This window comes from Haloterrigena sp. KLK7, from assembly GCF_037914945.1.
Lineage (GTDB): Archaea > Halobacteriota > Halobacteria > Halobacteriales > Natrialbaceae > Haloterrigena > Haloterrigena salinisoli.
In genome coordinates this window covers 92943-112519 of the sequence record NZ_CP149787.1, presented here as the reverse complement: position 1 = coordinate 112519, position 19577 = coordinate 92943, and the positions used below count along the sequence as shown (strand labels likewise).

Sequence of the window (19577 nt, the reverse complement as noted above, 5' to 3'; positions counted from 1 at the left end):
CGGAAAACGAGCGTACCGAGGGTAGCCGTCGGGAGAGTGGGAGAACGGGGTTCGAACGGTCGGTCGCGGGCGGGCGAGCGTCGGCGACTAGCGGACCTCCGCTCTGTCGATCCAGCCCTGAATGCGCTTTTCGGAGATATCGGTCTGCTCGGACAGTTCCTCCGCGTCGGCGGCGGCGAGTTCGCCGACCGTTTCGACCCCGGCGGCGGCGAGACGGTCCGCGTAGGCGGGGCCGATCCCCTTGATCGAGGTGACCGGTTCCTGGCTGGCTTCGTCGTCGGCCGCGTCCAGCGGCTCGGACGACTCGTCCGCGTCCGGCTCGGCGGACTCGGCTGCCGGCTCCGGTTCGTCGGGTTCCTCGGCCGCCTCCGGTTCCGGCTCCGGCTCAGTTTCCGGCTCGGACCCCTTGATAGCGGGATCCGCGGCGCTGTCGGGCAGATCCTCGACGTCCGGCGTTTCGTCCGCCGTGTCGGAGGCGCTCGCCGCCTCGGATTCGTCGGTAGACGTCGATGCGGCCGGCTCGGCGGCCGTCGATTCGCCGGTCTCGATGGCCGAGTCGTCGGCGTCGACGGCCGAGTCGTCGGTACCGGCGGTCGTCTCGTCGGTCTCGGCGCCCGTTTCGTCCGCGCCGCTCGTCGAACTCGAGGGCGCCGGCGTTTCCGTTGCCGGCGGCGTCTCGGTCGCCGGTTCCGTCTCGGTCGATTCGGTGTCGGCCTCGTCCTCCCGCGACCCTTCCCGTTCGACCGTTACCCCGACCTCTCGACCGCGTCCTCGCTCCGGGTCCGAATCGCCGAACCCGAGCAGCGACTTCAGCTTTTGGAGGATTGCCATTGTGGCGATATAGTCGGTTCCATCACTTAAATTCGCCTGATACTCGGATCTCGGCCGCCGATTCCAGCCATAGCCCGGCTCAGAGCCGATCGCGAAGCGCCGCGTTCATCACGTCGACCGGCGCCTCCCGCCCGGTCCAGCGCTCGAAGGCCTCGACGCCCTGGTAGAGCAACATCCACGCGCCGTCGACGGTCGTCGCCCCGGCCGCGGCCGCGTCCCGCAGGAGCCGCGTCTCGAGCGGGCGGTAGACCGCATCGAGCACGGCCAGCTCGCCGTGGAGCGCGTCGGCCGGCACCGGCGTCTCGTCTTCCTCCATGCCGACGCTGGTGGCGTTGACGAGCACGTCGGCGTCGGAAAGCAGGTCGGCGAGCGCGTCGGCCTCGAGGCCGTGACCCGTGGCGCCCGGCACCTCGTCGGCGAGGTCGCGGGCCTTCGACGCGGTCCGGTTGGCGATCTCGACCGTCGCGCCCGCGTCGGCGAGGCCGAAGGCGACGGCCCGGCCCGCGCCGCCCGCGCCGACGACGACCGCACGTGCACCGTCGACGGCCACGCCGTGATCCCGCAGGGCGCGCAGGGCACCGATCGCGTCGGTGTTGTGGCCCGTGGGCGCGCCTTCGCCCGTGAAATCGATCGTGTTGACCGCACCGATCCGGGTCGCCAGCTCGTCCGCGTCGACGCACTCGAGGGCGTCCCGTTTGAACGGGATCGTCACGTTCAGTCCCGTAATTCCCAGCGCGTCGGCGCCGTCGATCGCGTCGGTGATATCCTCGGGCGCGGGCTCGAAGGTGACGTAGCGAGCCTCGAGACCGAGTTCGTCGTACGCAGCGTCGTGCATCGGCGGCGACAGCGAGTGTCCGACCGGATTGCCGAGCAACCCGAAGACGTCCATAGCCATACCCCACAGTCACTCCGAGGGGACTATAATCGGTGCGACTTCGACGGAGCGTCCGCGCGCGATCCGAATTTGACCCGACCCGACCCGACTCGACGATATCGATCGAACGCGGCCCGGGACCGGCGTCGGAGGCTTTCGGATTCCTTTTGGTCCCCTCTCGAGTAGCCGCCGCTATGCTCTCCGGCATCCCGCTGTATCTCGTCCTGCTCGCGGCCGGTATCGTCGCGCTCTACGGCGGCGCGGAGTTGCTCGTCGCGGGGGCCGGCCGGCTCGCGCTGGGGATCGGCCTCCGGGCGGCGACCGTCGGCGTGACGGTCGTCGCCTTCGCGACGACCGCGCCGGAACTGTTCGTCTCGACGATCGGTGCGCTGAACGTCTCGACCGATATCGGGCTCGGCGCGGTCATCGGCTCGAACATCGCCAACATCGGCCTGGTGCTCGGCGTCTCCGCGCTCATCAAGCCCCTGCAGGTCAGTTCGCTCGTCATGCGCCGGCACGTCCCGTTCATGGTGTTCGCGGCGATACTGCTGGTCGCCCTCGGCGCCAACGGAACGATCGGTCGCCTCGAGGGCGCGATCTTCCTGCTGGTACTGGCCGGCTTCACCGGCTACCTGCTCTACTACGTCAACGCCGATCCGGCGCCGATGGTCGACGATCCCGACGCCGGCGGCGGCATCGCCCCGCGGGACGTCGCGCTCGTCCTCGGCGGACTGGTCGCGCTCCTCGTCGGGTCGCGGTGGCTGGTTTCCGGCGGTACCGGGCTGTTGTCGGCGCTCGGCTTCTCCGACCTCTTCATCGGACTGACGGTGCTCGCGCTCGGCACCTCGCTGCCGGAACTGGCGGCCTCCGTCGTCGGCGCCGTCCGGGGCGAGACCGAGTTCTCCATCGGCAACGTCGTCGGCTCGAACATCTATAACATCCTCGCCGTGCTGGGAATCGTCGCCCTGATCACGCCGATCGACATCGCCTCGAGCACGCTCCGGCTCGAGCTCCCCGTGCTGATCGTCTTCACGGTCGTCCTGGTCGCGATGATGGGATACGGACGGCGGCTCACGCGACTCGACGGTGCCGCGCTCGTCGTCGGCTACGCCGGGTTCATCTACTTGCTGTTCCCGTCTTAGAAGAGCGCGTCACGAGATGACGATGTCAGCTGACGGTATCACCTAGAGCGGGAGCGGCGTCGACTCCTCGTCTGCGGTCTCGTCGGCGCACTGCGACTGCAGTCGGTCCAGTCGCGGCCCGACGTGTTCGCGGACGAGCCGTACCAGCGTGTTCTCCGCGCCGTCGCCGGTGATGGCGGTCGTCCCCGACGCGTCGGACGGCTCCTCGTCGAACGTGACGAGCATCACGCGCTCGCGATCGGCGAAGACGACGTGGCCGTGGTGGATCCGCCCGACGGGGAAGTTCAGCCAGTCGCACTGGGGCTCGCAGATCGTCGCCTCGGGGACGGCCGATCTGACGGTGTCTCGGACGCGGGGCGACCGCGAGCCGACGTAGACGTCGACCCCGCGATCGGCGGCGGCCCGCCAGCGCTCGAGACAGCGCTGGCCGAGCAGCCCCGCGTCGGGAACCGTCACGAACAGTTCCTCGTCGGCGCTGTCCGCGATCTCGTGGCTTCTGGCGATGACGCTCTCCGCGCCCTCGAGCGTTCGGCACGTGCCCGCGTCCGGTGAGACGTCTGCGGTCGCGCTCCCTGTGTCGACGCCGGCGGTCTCCGACGGGCCGCCGGACGATCGCAGAAGCGCGCTCACGTCCGCGAGCGGTCCCGCGGCCAGCCACGGCGCTCGCCACTGAGCCGCGTCGGTCTCGATCGAGGCGGTCCCGTTCGACCGATCGTACGCGACGAGGCCGGCGTTCTCGAGCGCGGGCAGGTCGTCGTGGACGAGTCGCGTCTCGATCGGCGCCCGCGCCGACTCGTCGACGTCGACGAGCCGCGTCTCCTCGGTCCGCGCCACGATGGTCGCGGCGAGGTCGGCGACGGCGAGCCCGTCGGGGTGTCTCGCGAGGACGCTACAGATCGTGCGACGGCGGGCGGGACGCAGCGCCTCGAGCGTTCGGTTCACTCGCTGTTCGTCCCACTCCGTACCGCCGGTCGGGTTCTCGAGCAGGAACGCCATCCAGTCGGCGTCGAACAGCGGCCGGTCGGCGAGGGCGACCCGTCGCGTTCCGTCGGCCGACGGTTCCTCGACCAGCAGCCCGGCCTCGAGCAGTCGGGGGACGTGGTTGTGAACGAGTTCGATATGCGCGGTCTGGACTTGCTCGTCGGTGACGATCGGCGAGCCGTGGTCGCGGACGGCGACTTCGGTCGCGAGCGTGTCCAGCGACATGGCCTCCCGACGGTCGGAGAGAACCGAGAGGAGATACCGCCGTCGGGGCGCGGCGAGGCCATCGAACGCGTCGGTCAGCCGTTCTGTATCAGAGCCGGGATTCATTAGTCGATAGAGAGGATCGATGCGGGAAAGGGGTGTACCAGCGTGCTCTGGTATGACCGAGAGATACCGCGATAGAATTCCGTCATTCCCCCCGTAGATCGCGGTCGGCGCCGGTTCCGGTCTCGAAGTACGCCGTGAGCAACTTCGCCTGAGCGACTCGGAGGTGTTGGTGGAACGTCTGGCGGGCGATTCCGAGTCGGTCGGCGATCTCGCCGGCGTCGCTGCTTCGCGTCGGCCACTCGAAGTAGCCGCCGTAGAAGGCCGCCTCGAGGGCCGTCCGCTGTTTCTCGGTCAACTCCTCGGCGACGCGTCGACGGAAGTCGCTGCCCGTCTCGACGGGTCGCTCGACGGTCCGTTTCGAGACGAACTCCGTCTCGGGGTAGGCCGCGGTGACGGCGTCGACCAGATCGCGAACCTCGACGTCGGGACTGACCTGGACGACGGTCGTCGAGACGCCGCCGTCGACGACTCGCGAGCGGATCCGAGCGCCGTAATCCGCGAGCAAGCCGGTGATCGTCGGCCCGGCGACGACCACCTCCCAGTGGCTCTCTCTCCCGTCGGTATCGGCCGAACGGATCTCCTCGATCGCGTCGTAGTCGGCCGCGACCGATCGGACCCGGTCGGGATCGGCGTCGGCGACGGTCACGTAATGGATGAACCGCTCGTCGGTCAGCGGCAACACGTGATCGACCGAGAGCCGGCAGTCGAGGCGGGCCGAACAGTCGACGTAGACGTCCCGCCGGTCGGTGGTTTCGAACTCGAGTTCGACGACGACGTCCTGATAGAGGAGCCGCCGGACGGCCATCGCGTTGATCGCGTGCCCGATCGTGCCGCCGAACTCCGTGAGGACCTCCCGTTCGCGGTCGGTGAACGCCGCCGACTCGGTGGCCCCAACGACGAGCAGCCCGTAGGTGCGGCCACTGGCGGTGATCGGGACGACCGCGACCGCGCCGTAGTCGCGTTCGCGAGCGTCGCGACGCCACTCGTCGACGTCGCTCTCGCGGAGGGCGTGATAACACGCCACGGTTTCCGTCTCGAGCGCCGACTCGTCCGGGGCGCCGGCCGGCGGCTCGACGAACGTCGGGAGGACGGTCTCGACCGCGGTCGCATCGATCCCGGCCCACGCCTGCGGATCCCACGGCCGCCGGTCGCTCGCTATCGCCCGGTCGACCCGACCGATAGCGGCGAATCGGTAGGCGTTCGCGTCGGCGAACGTCTCGACGATCGCGGACTCGACCTCGTCGCGGGTCTCGGCCGTGACCATCGCCTCGTCGACCGTCCTGATCGTCGCGTTGAGCCGTTCCAGGCGCTCGAGTTCCCGCTCGCGGGCCTTCCGGTCGGTGATATCGCGGCCGACGCCGGTGAAGCCGAGGACGGACCCGGTGTCGTCGGTGATCCGCGCGCTGTTGAACTCGTAGGGGACGACCGCGCCGTCCTTCGTCAGCACCCTTCCCTCGGCGGAGACGCGCTCGCCGTCCTCGAGGATTCGCTCGATGGCGTCGGCGATGTGATCGCGATCGGATGGGGCGATAAACTCGAGCGGATGCTTTCCCTCGAGTTCGTCCGGCCCGTAGCCCGTCGCCTGCTCGAACCGATCGTTCCAGTGTATCAGGTTCCCTTCGGTGTCGTAGGCGTAGAGCAGGTCCGGCTGGGCCTCGAAGATGCTCTCGGTCAGCGCCTTCTCCTCGCGGAGCTCCCGCTCGCGGGCCTCGCGGTCGCTGACGTCGCGGCCGATGCCGGTGAAGCCGAGGACGGTCCCGGACTCGTCGGTGATCCGGGACGTGTTGAACTCGTAGGGAATTCGACGCCCGTCCTTCGTGAGCAGATCCGCTTCGACGGAGACGTACAGCGATTCCTCGAGAATCCGCTGGACGGCGTCGGCCACCAGATCGCGGTGTTCCGGTGCGACGAACTCGAAGGGCTCCATCTCGGCCAGTTCCGACTCCGCGTATCCCGTCACTTCCGGGACGCGGTCGTTCCACTCGAGGAAGTTCCCATCCGCGTCGAAGGCGTAGACGACGTCCGGCTGGACCTCGAAGATGCTCTCCGCGAACGCCTTCTCTTCGCGAAGGTTCCGCTCGCGTTCGTACTCGTCCGTTCGGTCTCGGAGGATGCTCACGTAGGCCACGACGTCGCCGACCGACTCGTCCGTCCCGTCGCGCGAGGTCGCGTCGGGGTCGAACGCCGCCGAGTCATCGAGTTCGGTCCGGCGGATCGGCACGATCGCCTCGCGGGCCCGAAATCGACTGCCGTCGCTCCGGTGGCGCCACCCCTCGTCCGTGACCCGCCCCTCGGTTCGTGCGCGCTCGAGCAACTGCTCCGGACGGCCGGTCGTGCGCTCTTCCGGCGGAAAGAGGATCCGGTAGTGACGACCCACGACCTCGGCGTCCTCGTATCCCGTGAGTTCCCGGACGCCCTCGTTCCACGTGGCGATACGACCGTCGGCGTCGAGGATCGCGACGGCGCAATCGGGGAGACGGGTCGTCAGCCGGCGAACGTCGAGGGTGAACTCCGGGAGTTCGTCGCCGTTCGATCCGTCCTCCGACCCGTTCGTCTCGCCGTCGCACTCCGAGGATGTGTCTGTCATTGGTAGTCAGGTGCGTGCAGAACACGGCGTGCCGGCCGCGTCCCCTCCAGTGGTTCCCGTTACCAGTTACCATCCGGAACGCGGAAAAACCGACGGCGACCTGTGCCACCCATTTATATGGTGGTTTTTAATTATTGATGTAACTGGAACCGGTGTCGTACCGCGAACCGACGACGTTACCGGGTCGCGGCCCAGTCAACCGAGTATGAGCGACCTAGCGATCGTCGAGAGCCGGGCCGACCGCGCGTCGGTCCACGTCTGCGACCAGCTCCGTGACCTCGCCGACTGGGAGGCCCTCGAGGACGACTCCCGACCCGACGCCGAGGGCGGCGGGACCTATTACCGCCTCGAGGGCGCCGAGCTCCGATCGTTCGACGACTTTCACCTGGAACTCGAGCGCCCCGTCGAGGCCTTCGACTGCGACCCCGACCTGCTGGTCTTCGCGTCGCGACACTCCGGCGACACGGGGCCGCTGCTGACGGGCCACTTCACGGGGAACTTCGGGCCGGCCGAGTTCGGCGGCGAGCCCGACGCCGTGGCCGCGGCCTGTCCGAACGCGCTCGCGCGACTGCTCGAGGCCTTCGACGAGCACGCCCCCGAGGCGTACGACGTGGGCATGGAGTGTACCCACCACGGCCCGACCGACGTCGGCTGCCCGTCGCTGTTCGCGGAACTGGGCAGCGGCGACGAGCAGTGGGACGACCCCGCCGGCGCCGAGGCGGTCGCCCGCGCGATTCTGGATCTGCGCGGCGTCGATCCCCACCGCTCGCGGCAGATCGTCGGTTTCGGCGGCAACCACTACGCCCCGCGGTTCGAGCGCGTCGTCCGCGAGACCGAGTGGGCGGTCGGCCACGTCGCGGCCGACTGGGCCCTCGAGGCGATGGCCCACCCGACGACCCATCGCGACGTGCTCGCGGCCGCGTTCGAGGCCAGCGAGGCAGAGATCGCCCTTCTCGACGGCGACTGGCCCGTCCTCGAGGAGACGCTCGAGGAGCTGGGCCACCGGATCGTCAGCGAGACGTGGCTCCGCGAGGTCGGCGACCGATCGCTCGAACTGGTCGACGCCGTCGAGTCCGACCTCGGACGCGTCGACGACGGGATTCGATTCGGCGACCGCCGCGCGGACGCGTTCAGCGTCGTCGACCTGCCGGCAGATCTGGTCGACACTGCAGAGGGGATCGATCCCGACCGCGTGCGCGAGATCGTCGAGTCCCACACCGTCGCCTTCGCGACCGAGAACGGCGGTAGCCGCGTCGGATCGCGCGTCGCCGTTCCCGACGCGGGAGACGGCGCGGACCGGACCGCCGACGGCCCGCGGGACGAACTCGTCGCGGAACTGGCGGCCGTCCTCGAGGCGAAGTACGACGACGTGACCGTCGCGGACGACGCGGTCGTCGCCGAGCGGACGGCGTTCGATCCCGCTCTCGCGCGCGAGGTCGGCGTCCCCGAGGGACCGAAATTCGGCGCGCTCGCCGACGGCGAGCCCGTCACCGTCGAGGGAGAAACGATCAGTCCGCAGAGAGTTCGGCGTCAGCAGACCGATCGGTTCTCGAAGTAACCGGATAGAACGACCACAGTAAGCACCGGATACCGCGTCCGGGGACGTGATTCACGGAATCGGGTAGGTGATAGATACGTCTCACCGGCTCTGTCGGACATGCGTCTGACGTGTAGGGGAAAGGTAATTATGCTCCATCTTCTAGACAGTGCCAAGAATGGACTCCATCATCGACGATGCGATCGACGAAGCCGAAACCGGGGAGCAGTCCGAGGTCCCCGACGACGCTCCGCCCCAGGACGGCCAGTCCGCGGGCGACGCGTCGAACGGCCGGCGGACCGGGACGATGACTGACGACGAACTCGAGGACGTTCTTCAGGACCTCCAGACCGATATCACGGTCGTCGGCTGCGGCGGCGCCGGCGGGAACACGGTCAATCGCATGCACGAGGAGGGCATCCACGGCGCGAAACTGGTCGCCGCCAACACCGACGTCCAGCACCTCGTAGAGATCGAGGCCGACACCAAGATCCTCATGGGCGAGGAGAAGACCGGCGGCCGCGGCGCCGGGTCGCTCCCGCAGGTCGGCGAGGAGGCCGCCCTCGAGAGTCAGCAGGACATCTACGACGCCATCGACGGCTCGGACATGGTCTTCGTCACGGCCGGTCTCGGCGGCGGGACCGGGACCGGTTCCGCGCCCGTCGTCGCCAAGGCCGCCCGCGAGGCCGGCGCGCTGACGATCTCGATCGTCACGACGCCCTTCACCGCCGAAGGTGAGGTCCGGCGAACGAACGCGGAGGCCGGCCTCGAGCGCCTGCGCGACGTGAGCGACACCGTCATCGTCGTCCCCAACGACCGCCTGCTCGATTCGGTCGGCAAGCTCCCCGTCCGACAGGCGTTCAAGGTCAGCGACGAGGTGCTGATGCGCTCGGTCAAGGGGATCACGGAACTCATCACCAAGCCCGGCCTCGTCAACCTCGACTTCGCCGACGTTCGGACCGTCATGGAACGGGGCGGCGTCGCCATGATCGGACTGGGCGAATCCGACTCCGAGGCGAAGGCGGAGGACTCGGTCAAGACCGCGCTGCGCTCCCCGCTGCTGGACGTCGACATCTCCGGCGCGAGCTCCGCGCTGGTCAACGTCACCGGCGGCAACGACATGGCCATCGAGGAGGCCGAAGGCGTCGTCGAGGAGATCTACGACCGGATCGACCCCGACGCCCGCATCATCTGGGGGACCTCGATCGACGAGAGCCTCGAGGGCAGCATGCGGACGATGATCGTCGTCACCGGCGTCGAGTCACCGCAGATCTACGGCCGTCCCGACGAGGAGACCGTCCAGCCGGAGATGACCGGCCAGGCGGGGGGCGACGACATCGACTTCGTCGACTGATCGCGACGCGGGTCGTTCGGACAGCGCGGATCGGGAGGGAGTCCATCTACACCGTTCTAGTCACCTGTACTCGCGTCTTCGAGGAACCGCGTCCGCGATCCTCGAGCGCACCGCGGACTCGTCGTCGGTTGCACGGGGGATCCGATTCTAACAGATATCAAGCATAAGCGGCAGCCACGGGCGGTCCCGCTGTCGAACTCGATGTACAATCAATTTTATACGGCGCCGGGGCGGTCACGGGGTATGAACAGTTCCGAACTGCGGCGGCGGGATCTTCTCTTCGCGGTATCGTGCGGTTGCGTCGCGTTCGCGGGATGTACGGACACCGAACCCGCGGCCGCACTCGCCGGGGCGACGAAGAGCGCGCACTCCGGATACGGCGGCGCGTACGGCGACGGCTACGGCACCGAGTGATTATGGCCGAGTACACACCGCGTCTCGAGTTGGGGACCTACGAGCAGGGCGAGGAGTGGGACCACACCGACGCGGTCGAGGCGGTCGACGAGCACGCGATCGTTCGCGGACCGATCGCCGAGCGACCGGCGGCGGGCGAGTACGACGACGAACTCTACCACGCGACCGATCAGGGGATCACCTGGCGCTGGGACGCCGAAAGCGAGGACTGGACGTACTTCAGCGGGAAGGGAAGCGCCGACCGACCGGTACCGGGAACGAGTCACTTCGAGGGGGCGAACGTGGAGACGGCGCGGATCGTCGACGCACGGACCGCTGAGTCACCCGTCTGGAACGTCGAGGCCCACGGGATCGAGGGCGACGGGGTGACCGAAGTCGGGCAGGCGGTCCACGACCTCCTCGGGAGGGTCGCCGAGGCCGGCGGCGGAATCGTCTACTTCCCGCCCGGTCGGTACCTCCTCGAGCGGACGCCGCTGGTTGGCGACGACACGATCCTGCTCGGCGCCGGACGGGCGACCGTCTTCGAGGGACACCGCCCCGAGGGCGAGGAAGGCCGGGCCCTGCTCTCCAACAGGGGCTACGACGCGACCGGGTACGAGGGCGCCTCGAACTGGGCCGTCTGTGACGTCCGGATCGATTCGCCGAAGTCGACCGGGATCATGCCCGCGCACGCGGACGGCGTTCGACTGGAGAACGTCTACGGCGACCGGATCCACTACCATCACATCGACGTCGTCTCGTCCAAGAACGTCGTCATCGACGGGTTCCGGGCGACCTGCGGCGGCGAAGGAGACTCGGACGCGCCGGTGCAGTTCGACAATCAAACCGCGGGCACGGCCTCGAACAGTGTCTGGGACGGGCGCGAGGACGCTCTCGTCGCGGACGACGACACGCCGACCAGAAACTGCACCCTCGAGAACTTCGAGATCGATCCGTCGAACGGTCCCGACTACGGCGTCCATCTCCACCGCGACGGTAACGAGTCGATCACGATCACGGACGGTTACATCTCGGGCTGCCGGCATTCGGCGATCAGGGCCGATACCGGCGGGCTGCTCGCGGATCTGACGATCGGGAGCGTCTCCTGTCTCGAAAACGCGAGAGGGATCTCGCTCGGTCACCGCGAGAGCGGCCGACGGGAACTGACGATCGACAACGTCACCGTCCGAACCGACGACGACGGGCTGGCCGCCGGGTCGGGGCTGTACGCGGCCGGATTCGACGGCGCGGCGATCTCGAACGTCGTCGTCGACGGCGCGTTCACGAACGCGATCCTGTTCGACGACACGACCGACCTGAAGCTGAGCACCGTCACCGCGAAGGGGGCGGACGATCAGGCGTTCCGGTTCCGGGAGAACGTCGACGCCACGCTCACGACCGCTCGCGCGGCCGACTGTGGCGACGCGGGCGTCTACATCGGTGCCGACAGCGAGGTCGCCTACGGCGGCGTCACCTTCGACGACGTCGGGAGCGAGGTCGTCGTCGACGGCGAGACGCGTGACTGGATCACGTCGTAACCGTCGCCAGACTACTCGAGCCCTCGGTCTCCGTCCCTCGTTCATCGATCCCCGTACTGTGTCCGGACTCGAGCGAGTTCGCCACGCGCCGAGTCAACAGATCGGCTTCGGATCGATGCCGAGGTCGTCCAGCGAGTCAGCGTACGCCTCGTAGGCGACCTCGATCACGTCCTCGGCCGCCTCTCGAGCGCGGTCCCAGTCACTGTCCCCATCGCAGACATCCGCGAGTACCTCGAGCGCCCGGTCGCCCTGCTCCGTCGTCTCGCTTCGCAACTCGCGAAACAGATCGGCCCGGCGTTCGTCGCCCTCGTTGACGAAGAAGCTCACGACCTGCAGGTGCGTCCGCTCGCCGACCAGCGCCCGCCCGACGGCGCCGCCGAGGCGTTCCGGCGTCGCCTCGAGCGATCGAAGCCGTTCGTGCATCGGACCAACCGCCGTCTCATCGTCCTCGAACTCCTCGCGGCCGTCCTCGAACAGGTCTGCGACCCGCTCGTAGTGCTCGCGCTCTCGGTCGCGAAACGCCGCGAAGGTCTCCCGCGCGTCCTCGTGACTCTCGTCGTCGGCCCACGTTTCGAACGTCTCCGCCGCGGTCCGCTCGCTGGTCGCGACCGTTCGGAGGACCGTCTCTTCCGTCAGCTCCGCGTCGGTGAGCGCGACGAGCAGTTTGGACGACCCGAGTCGCTCGAGTTCGCTGTCCATCGAGTCCTCGATCGCGTCCCGGAATTCGTCGGCGTCCATACCCCTTCGACACCGCGGATCGTGTTGAACGTTGGTGGCGGTTCCGCGGACCGCCGCGTCCGAGCCGCGACGTTAACCGTCGCGGCGGCGTACGAGCGCCTATGACCGACGGGAGCGAGCCTGCGGAGCCGCCGGCAGACGAACAGCCCTCGATCGAACCCGAGACGCTGGCCGACCGGCTGCGGTCCGGCGACGACCTGACCGTCCTCGACATCCGCGACCGCGACGAGTTCGAGCGCTGGCGCCTCGAGGGCGAGGGCGTCGAGGCCGTCCAGATCCCCCACATGAAGTTCATCCAGGCGCAGGCGACGGGCGGCGTGACCGACCTCGTCGGCGACCTCGAGGAGCCGATCGTCGCGGTCTGCGGGCGCGGGGAGGCGAGCGCACACGCCGTCGGGCTCCTCCGGGACGCCGGTATCGAGGCCCGCAACCTCGCCGGCGGGATGGACGCCTGGGCCGACCTCTCCCTCGCCCGCGAACTCGCAGTCGACGCGCCCGCGACGGTCGTCCAGTACGACCGCCCCTCGAGCGGCTGTCTCGCCTACGCGATCTACAGCGACGGCGAGGCGGCGGTGATCGATCCGCTCCGCGCGTTCGCGGACCGGTACGTCGCGGACGCAGACGACCGCGGCGCAGAGATTCAGTACGCCGTCGACACACACGTTCACGCGGACCACGTCAGCGGCGTCCGCGAGCTCGCCGATCGAACCGACGCGGTGCCGATTCTCCCCGAGGGCGCCCGCGACCGCGGGCTCGCGTTCGACGCGACGACCCTCGGGGACACCGGAGAACTCGAGGTCGGCGACGCGACGCTGACCGCCGTCGCGACCCCGGGCCACACGACCGAGTCGCTCTCCTTCCGGCTCGGCGACGCCGTGTTCACCGGCGACACGCTGTTCCTCGAGGGCGTCGGGCGACCGGACCTAGAACGCGGCGACGACGGGGCGTCCGAAGCCGCCCGACGACTATACGAGACGCTGAACGAGCGACTCGAGGATATCCCGGACGAGACGACCATCGCACCGGGCCACTACAGCGACGCCGCCGACCCGCGCGAGAACGGGACCTACACCGCCCGTCTCGGCTCGGTGCGCGGCCGACTCGCGGCGTTCTCGATGGACGAAGCCGCCTTCGTCGAGTACGCCACGAGCGACCTCCCGCCGCGGCCGTCCAACCACGAGCGCATCGTGGCGGCGAATCTCGGTCGCGAGGACGTCGACGAGGAGACGGCGTTCGAACTCGAACTCGGGCCGAACAACTGCGCGGTCGCCGAGTGAGCGTCTCACTCGTCGGGCGACTGCGCGAGAAGGAACGGGTGCGACCGTCGCGAACGGTCAGTCGTCCGCGGTCGCGCCGGCGCTCGAGCCCTCGGCCTCGAGGTCGCTCTCGATGCTCGGCGGATACTTGCCGCGGTCGAGTGTGAGATCCGACTGGGGGCGCGCCATGCAGGTGAGCGCGTAGTTCTCGGCCTCCTCCTCGGTGAGTCCGCGCGCCGCGGGCTGGGTGACCTCGCCCTCGACGATCTCCGCCGAGCAGGCCAGACACATCCCCACGCGACACGAGTACTCCTGGGCGATGCCCTCCTCGAGACACCGGCTGAGAATCGTCTCCGTGTCCGAACAGGTTATCGTCTCGCCCGTCCCGACGAATTCGACCGTGTACTCAGTCATAGCATCCGATACGGACGACCTCACTAAAACTCTTTATTCCCCTCCGCGTCGTGATAGGAGCAACGAGACTCGCGTGGCGGAACCCGTTCGGACCGCTGATGCCGTCTCGCGACCGAACGCGGACGAACATCGAGCCGTCGGCGTCCGGTTTTGGCCTCGCGGTGCCGACAAATAACACATAAAACGTTTTCTCCCCGTGGTGTAGACACTGTTAGTATGAGTACGCAGGAGCAGTCGACGGCCGCCGCGTCCGAGACCTACTCGCCGGACGTGGTCGTCGTCGGCGCGGGGACCGCAGGGTGTTACGCCGCAGCGACCGTCGCACGCGAGGGGTACGACGTCGTGATCCTCGAGCGCAAGACCGAGGAGGAGGCCGGCCACATCGCCTGCGGGGACGCCCTGAAGGGCGCCGACGCCTTCCCCGACTCGATTCCGAAATCGCAGATCGAATCCGCCTTCACCAACACGGGCGTCGATCACGGCCGCTTCGAGATCCCCCAGGAGGACACCGTCCTCGAGATTCCCATCCCCGGCGAACTGGCGGTCATCGACCGCTGGGAGTACGGCCGCCTGATCATCGAGGGCGCGGCGGACGCGGGCGCTGACCTCCACTACGATACGGTCGTGAAGAACGTCACGCAGGCCGACGACGGCCGCGTCACCGGCGTCGAAGCGGTCCGGAAGGGCGACGCCCGGACCTACGAGGCCGACGTCGTCATCGACGCCGCGGGCTCGCTGTCGGTCCTGCAGGACAACGTCGACTTCTCGACGTCGACGTTCGACACCAACGTCAACTACAGCCACTTCTGTTCGGCCTACCGCGAGATCGTCCACGTCGACGAGCCCGTCGAGTGGGACGACGCGCTGGTCTTCAAGCCGACCGAGCGCGCCGCGGGCTACCTCTGGTACTTCCCGCGGACCGAGACCGAGATCAACGCCGGCCTGGGCTTCCAGATGACCGAGGAGCCGATGAAACTCGTCGACGACCTCAAGCGCGACCTTCAAAATCGCGCGGAGTTCCGGGGCGCCGAGGTCGAGGACAAACTCGGCGCCGCGCTCCCGACGCGACGGCCCTACGACTCCGCCGTCCACCCCGGCTACGTGGCCGTCGGCGACGCCGCGGGCCACGTCAACCCGACCACCGGCGGCGGCATCGCCGGCGCGGCCTACGCCGGCAAGTACGCCGCCGAGGCGATCGTCGAGGGCCTCGAGGACGGCGACGTCGGCGAGAAGGCCCTCTGGGAGTACAACGAGCGCGTGATGGACCACTTCGGCGCCCGCTACGCCGCGCTCGACGTCTACAACATCCTCTCGACGGCCGTCGACGTCGACGACCTGATGGGGCTGCTGGCGGCCATGCCCGGCGAGAAGCTCGCCGAAGCGCTCTACTCCGGCAGCACGTCCATCAGTCCGATGCTCGCCATCGAGAGCCTGTACAAGAGCCGTGACCACTGGGGCACGATCTGGAACCTCTTCCGAACGAAACGCCGGGCCGACGAACTGCTCGAACTCTACGAGCACTACCCGAACCATCCCGCCGCCCTCGAGCACTGGCAACAGCGCCGCGACGACATCATGGACGACGTCTACGAGACGACCGGGGCGGAGCCGAAGTACTAAAAGACGAACTTTTACGCTGCGTGCGGTCGCTGCGCGACCGCACTCGGTAAAACTTCGATGAAAAGCACTCCTCCCTCCGTTCCGGACGCGTAGCGTCCTTCACATCGGTCGTCGGCCCGCTCGCTCACTCCGTTCGCTCGCGGTCGGTAATAGGGCGCAGCCTGCCCTTCCCCGAGTCGTGGCCTCCTCGCGGTGCTCGGAAGCCACTCCTGGCCGAAGAACTCGAGCGAATTCACCTAGATCGCTCGACAAAACGGATTCCGTGAGGATGTGAATGGGTACATGACGTAAATCGGTGTTGGCCGAAACCCTACTCTGTTAGGGAAACTCGTGATTCACAACGATCTGATACGTACTGTCGATGGCACGGAATCACACACGCCGACGCGCACTGTCACTGATCGGATCCACGGGAATCGTCGCGATTGCCGGCTGTACTGGCGGTGGCGACGAATCGGACGACGAGGAGATGTCCGACGGCTCGAACGGCGAGGAGATGAACAACGGAACCGAAAACGAGACGATGGACGACTCCGAGGACGAAATGAACGAGTCCATGGGGAACGTCCGCGTCGCCCACCTCTCGCCGGACGCACCGAACGTCGACGTCTGGGTCGACGGTGACGCCGTCCTCGAGGACGTCCCCTACCGAGCCGTCAGCGACTACCTCGAGCTCGAGCCCGGGACGTACGCGGTGAAGATCACGGCCGCCGGGGACCCCGACACGGTCGTCTTCGACGACGACCTCGAGGTCGGCGAGGGCGATTACACCGTCGCCGCGGTGGGCGAACTCGCCGAGGAGAACCGGCCCTTCGAGGTCGCCGTCTTCGAGGACGACCTGAGTGACCCGGGCGAGAACGCCCGGATCCGTCTCGTCCACGCCTCGCCCGACGCCCCCGCGGTGGACGTCACCGTCGGCGACGGCGAGACGGTGCTGGTCGAGGACGCCGCCTTCGGTGACGCCGCGGCCGTCGAGGTCCCCGCCGATATGTACACGCTCGAGGTTCGGCCCGCGACCGAAACCAACGACGGGGACGTGGTCGCGACGTTCGACGTCGAACCCGAAGCCGGCACCGTCTCCTCGGCCTTCGCGGTCGGCTACCTCAAGCCCAAGTCGGCTCCGGTCGACGAGCCGTTCGACCTCGAGGTCGTCGTCGATCACGGCGGCGGCGACGGCGATCACTGACCGGCCGCGGCCGGCGAGTCGCTCGTCGTCGAGCGGAGCCGCTCGATCCGTCTTTCCGTCGGCGGATGCGTTCCGAAGAGCCGTCGTTCGACGAACCGCCGCGTGCGGTCGAAAAACCGGTGTTCCTCCCGCGGCGGCGGGACGATCGAGAACGCCGCGGCGGTACGGTGCTGTCGCAGATCGGTCGCGGGACGCCGGCCGACCGATCGGTCGAGCGTCTCGAGGGCGCTCGCGAGGCCGGCGGGATCGCCGGTGATCGCGACGGCGCCGTCGTCGGCGACGTACTCGCGGTAGCGGGCGACGACGATGACCGACCACCGCGAAAGGCCCTGCAGCGCCAGGACTAGCAGGCCGAGCACGCCGCCGTCGTAGCGCTCGAAGAACTCCTCGGCCTTCGACGCCGGGACCGTCATCGCCGACATGACGGCGGCGTCGCGGTTCGCGACGTGGGCCAGTTCGTGCGCCAGCACGGCCTCGAGTTCCCGGTCGTCGAGGTCGGCGACCAGCCCGCGCGAGAGGACGATCGTCGACGTCGCGGGCCGGTAGCCGACCGTCATCGCCGTCGGCGTCCGCGTCACGGCGATCTCGACGGTCGGCGCGGGGACGTCGGCCTGCTGTGCCAGTCGCTCGACGCGGCGACGAAGGTCCTCGAGTTCGGGATCGCGGTCGACGTCGTCCGAGAGTGCGACGGTCTCGTCTAGCGTCCGGAGGACCGCGACGTCGCCCGACAGTTCGGATCGCACGGTACGGACGAACTGCGTGCCGACGACGGACAGGGTCACGACGGCCGGGACGATCAGTCCGGCAGTCTCGACGCCTTCCGATCCGGCGAACCGGTGTGCGAGGAGGAGCGCGACCCCGACGCCGAGGCCGGTGACGAGCAGTCCGGCGATGCCGAGTCGCCGCCGTAGCGAGGCCACCGTCGCCCGCATCTCCGCGACGATCACGGTGAAACCACTGTCGAGTTCGTCCGAATGAGCGATTCGAAACGCGTGCACGCCGACGAAGAGGAGGCCGAGGTAGCAGCCCAATCCGACCGCCGGTCCGAGGGCCCCGAGGGCCGGGATCGGCGAAAGAGCGGCAGCGGTTGCCCCGACGACGGCCGCATAGGTAATCACCGAGATCAGGCCTACGATCAGTAATTCGCCCCCGATCGCGACCAGTAACGTCGCCGTCAGGATCACTCCCGCGACGAGCAGTCGCGTCCAGAGCGCGAAACGGGTTCGGAATCGAGAGTTCTCTCGCATAGTCCCTTCGTAGTACTCGCCTCGCGTCGACGACGCGCAGCGACGCGAACCGGCCACCGATCGCGAGACACTCGTATTATGGGGTACACTTCTGGCCTGCAATAATATTCCGACTTCGGTCACACCGCTCGTTTTTCGACCCGTCTCGCTTCCCGTCTTGTATCGGCTCAGTAGTCACCGAACGCCTGCTCACCACGATAGACGACGATCGGTGTTGCTCACGGTCGCCCGCGACCGAGCCGTTCGATCGCGCCGGAAACGACGTCGACGCCGTGGGCGATGCTCGCCTCGTCGACGTCGAACGTGGCGCTGTGGTGGCCGCCGGGGTGGTCGGTTCCGATGCCGACGTAACACGCCTCGCCGCCGTTCTCCTGGACGGCCCGCATGAGGTACGTCGCGTCCTCGCTGCCGCCGAGTTCGTCGCGCTCGAGGACGTTCTCGACGCCCGGCGTCTCGCCCGCCACGTCGGCGACGATATCGACCAGCGCCTGATCGCTGGTCGCGCTCGGCGCCTCGGCGCCGAGGCCGAACGAGACCTCGCACTCGTGCATCTCGGCGGCCGACCGGATCACGTGGCGCGCCTTCCGGTCCATGTACTCCATGAGGTCGGTCGTCTCGCCGCGAACTTCCGCGAGGATTCGGGCCTCCTCGGGGACGATGTTGGCGGCGCTGCCGCCCTCGACGACGCCGGCGTTGACTCGGGTCTTGCCGTCGTTGTGCCGCGGAATGCCGTAGAGGTTCTGGACGGCCGTCGCCATCGCCTGCACGGCGTTGCGCCCCTGTTCGGGGTGGCCGCCGGCGTGGGCCGACTCGCCGGTGAACTCGGCCTCGAGGTGGCGGACGGCGAGGAAGCCGTCGATGCCGGCGACGATCTCGCCGGTCGGATGGTCCAGTCCGATGTGGATCGCGAGCAGGTGATCAACATCCGCGATGTGGTCGCTCTCCGCCATCGACTTGCCGCCGCCGACGACCTCCTCGGCGGGCTGGAAGAACACCTTCAGCGTCCCCGAGAAGTCGTCGCTCGCGGCGATGCGCTCGAGGACGCCGATACCGATCGTCGCGTGGGCGTCGTGGCCGCAGGCGTGCATCGCGCCCGCGTGCTCCGAGCGGAACCCCTCCGCGGCGGGAGCGTGGTCGGGAGCGTCGCTCTCCTCGCGGGGGAGGCCGTCGATGTCGACGCGCAGGCCGACGGTCGGTCCCTCGCCGCGCTCTAAGACGGCGACGGCGCCCGTATAGCCGCCCTCGAGCCGTTCGAGAATCGCCTCGTCGGCACCGGCCTCGCGGGCCCGCTCGAGCCAGCGGGTCAGGTCTGCCGCGTCGGGGACGCCCATCCGGTGGTCACCGGCGATGGCGTCGGGGCCGACGTGGAGTTCGTCGAGGTCGTCGCCCAGTCTGGACTCGAGTTCGGAGACGATGCGAGCGGTCGTGTAGAACTCGCGCCACGCCGGTTCGGGTTTGCGGTGGAGGTCGCGACGCAGCGAGACGAGATCGTCGGTGCTCATACCCCCATCTCATCGGGAGCGATGAAAAGTCCTCACGTCGAATCGAA

General features: G+C 68.5%; 16 protein-coding genes. 8 read left to right on the top strand and 8 right to left on the bottom strand.

Annotation, left to right across the window (positions count from 1 at the left end):
• Positions 1 to 87: 87 nt before the first annotated feature.
• Together WD430_RS00570 and WD430_RS00565 are read right to left on the bottom strand one after the other, a co-directional pair.
• A complete protein-coding gene (locus WD430_RS00570; RefSeq protein WP_339104092.1) occupies positions 88 to 831 on the bottom strand; it encodes a DUF4332 domain-containing protein in 744 nt (247 codons plus the stop codon).
• Between the two features lie 79 nt (positions 832 to 910).
• Positions 911 to 1720 (bottom strand): shikimate dehydrogenase, encoded by an 810-nt coding sequence (locus WD430_RS00565; protein ID WP_339105841.1) that lies wholly within the window; start codon positions 1718 to 1720, stop codon positions 911 to 913.
• 179 nt (positions 1721 to 1899) lie between these two features.
• On the opposite strand from WD430_RS00565, the gene WD430_RS00560 reads away from it, so the two are divergent.
• Positions 1900 to 2847 (top strand): calcium/sodium antiporter, encoded by a 948-nt coding sequence (locus WD430_RS00560; protein ID WP_339104091.1) that lies wholly within the window; start codon positions 1900 to 1902, stop codon positions 2845 to 2847.
• A gap of 42 nt (positions 2848 to 2889) precedes the next feature.
• On the opposite strand, the gene WD430_RS00555 is transcribed toward WD430_RS00560, so the two are convergent.
• Positions 2890 to 4158, bottom strand: a complete 1269-nt coding sequence (locus WD430_RS00555) for a hypothetical protein (RefSeq protein ID WP_339104090.1) — start codon at positions 4156 to 4158, stop codon at positions 2890 to 2892.
• Between the two features lie 82 nt (positions 4159 to 4240).
• A complete protein-coding gene (locus WD430_RS00550; RefSeq protein WP_339104089.1) occupies positions 4241 to 6745 on the bottom strand; it encodes a PAS domain S-box protein in 2505 nt (834 codons plus the stop codon).
• 205 nt (positions 6746 to 6950) lie between these two features.
• Here WD430_RS00550 and WD430_RS00545 point away from each other — a divergent pair, with 205 nt between their 5' ends.
• The 4 genes from WD430_RS00545 to WD430_RS00530 all read left to right on the top strand — a co-directional run bounded on the left by WD430_RS00545 (position 6951) and on the right by WD430_RS00530 (position 11567).
• Complete coding sequence (locus WD430_RS00545) at positions 6951 to 8303, top strand: D-aminoacyl-tRNA deacylase (RefSeq protein ID WP_339104088.1); 1353 nt, start codon at positions 6951 to 6953, stop codon at positions 8301 to 8303.
• A gap of 157 nt (positions 8304 to 8460) precedes the next feature.
• Positions 8461 to 9636 carry a cell division protein FtsZ gene (gene ftsZ, locus WD430_RS00540; protein ID WP_339104087.1) on the top strand — a complete coding sequence of 392 codons (1176 nt, stop codon included), beginning with the start codon at positions 8461 to 8463 and terminating at the stop codon, positions 9634 to 9636.
• Positions 9637 to 9879: 243 nt separating this feature from the next.
• Positions 9880 to 10050, top strand: coding sequence for a hypothetical protein (locus tag WD430_RS00535; RefSeq protein ID WP_339104086.1), 171 nt, complete (start codon positions 9880 to 9882; stop codon positions 10048 to 10050).
• A gap of 2 nt (positions 10051 to 10052) precedes the next feature.
• Positions 10053 to 11567: a glycosyl hydrolase family 28-related protein gene (locus WD430_RS00530; protein ID WP_339104085.1), complete on the top strand. Its 1515-nt coding sequence runs from the start codon at positions 10053 to 10055 to the stop codon at positions 11565 to 11567.
• A gap of 93 nt (positions 11568 to 11660) precedes the next feature.
• Here WD430_RS00530 and WD430_RS00525 read toward each other — a convergent pair whose 3' ends face one another.
• Complete coding sequence (locus WD430_RS00525) at positions 11661 to 12305, bottom strand: rubrerythrin family protein (RefSeq protein ID WP_339104084.1); 645 nt, start codon at positions 12303 to 12305, stop codon at positions 11661 to 11663.
• Between the two features lie 101 nt (positions 12306 to 12406).
• On the opposite strand from WD430_RS00525, the gene WD430_RS00520 reads away from it, so the two are divergent.
• Entirely contained in the window at positions 12407 to 13582 is a 1176-nt protein-coding gene (locus WD430_RS00520) for an MBL fold metallo-hydrolase (RefSeq protein ID WP_339104083.1), read from the top strand.
• Between the two features lie 57 nt (positions 13583 to 13639).
• Here the strand turns inward: WD430_RS00520 and WD430_RS00515 are convergent, their stop codons facing one another.
• A complete protein-coding gene (locus WD430_RS00515; protein ID WP_339104082.1) occupies positions 13640 to 13975 on the bottom strand; it encodes a 2Fe-2S iron-sulfur cluster-binding protein in 336 nt (111 codons plus the stop codon).
• Between the two features lie 216 nt (positions 13976 to 14191).
• Between WD430_RS00515 and WD430_RS00510 the strand changes: the two genes are divergently transcribed.
• Positions 14192 to 15595, top strand: coding sequence for a geranylgeranyl reductase family protein (locus WD430_RS00510; RefSeq protein ID WP_339104081.1), 1404 nt, complete (start codon positions 14192 to 14194; stop codon positions 15593 to 15595).
• 361 nt (positions 15596 to 15956) lie between these two features.
• Positions 15957 to 16781 (top strand): DUF4397 domain-containing protein, encoded by an 825-nt coding sequence (locus WD430_RS00505; RefSeq protein ID WP_339104080.1) that lies wholly within the window; start codon positions 15957 to 15959, stop codon positions 16779 to 16781.
• Here the strand turns inward: WD430_RS00505 and WD430_RS00500 are convergent.
• A complete protein-coding gene (locus tag WD430_RS00500) occupies positions 16775 to 18028 on the bottom strand; it encodes a M48 family metallopeptidase (RefSeq protein ID WP_339104079.1) in 1254 nt (417 codons plus the stop codon). The genes WD430_RS00505 and WD430_RS00500 overlap by 7 nt on opposite strands.
• Positions 18029 to 18246: 218 nt before the next feature.
• Complete coding sequence (locus WD430_RS00495; protein ID WP_339104078.1) at positions 18247 to 19530, bottom strand: amidohydrolase; 1284 nt, start codon at positions 19528 to 19530, stop codon at positions 18247 to 18249.
• Positions 19531 to 19577: the final 47 nt, after the last annotated feature.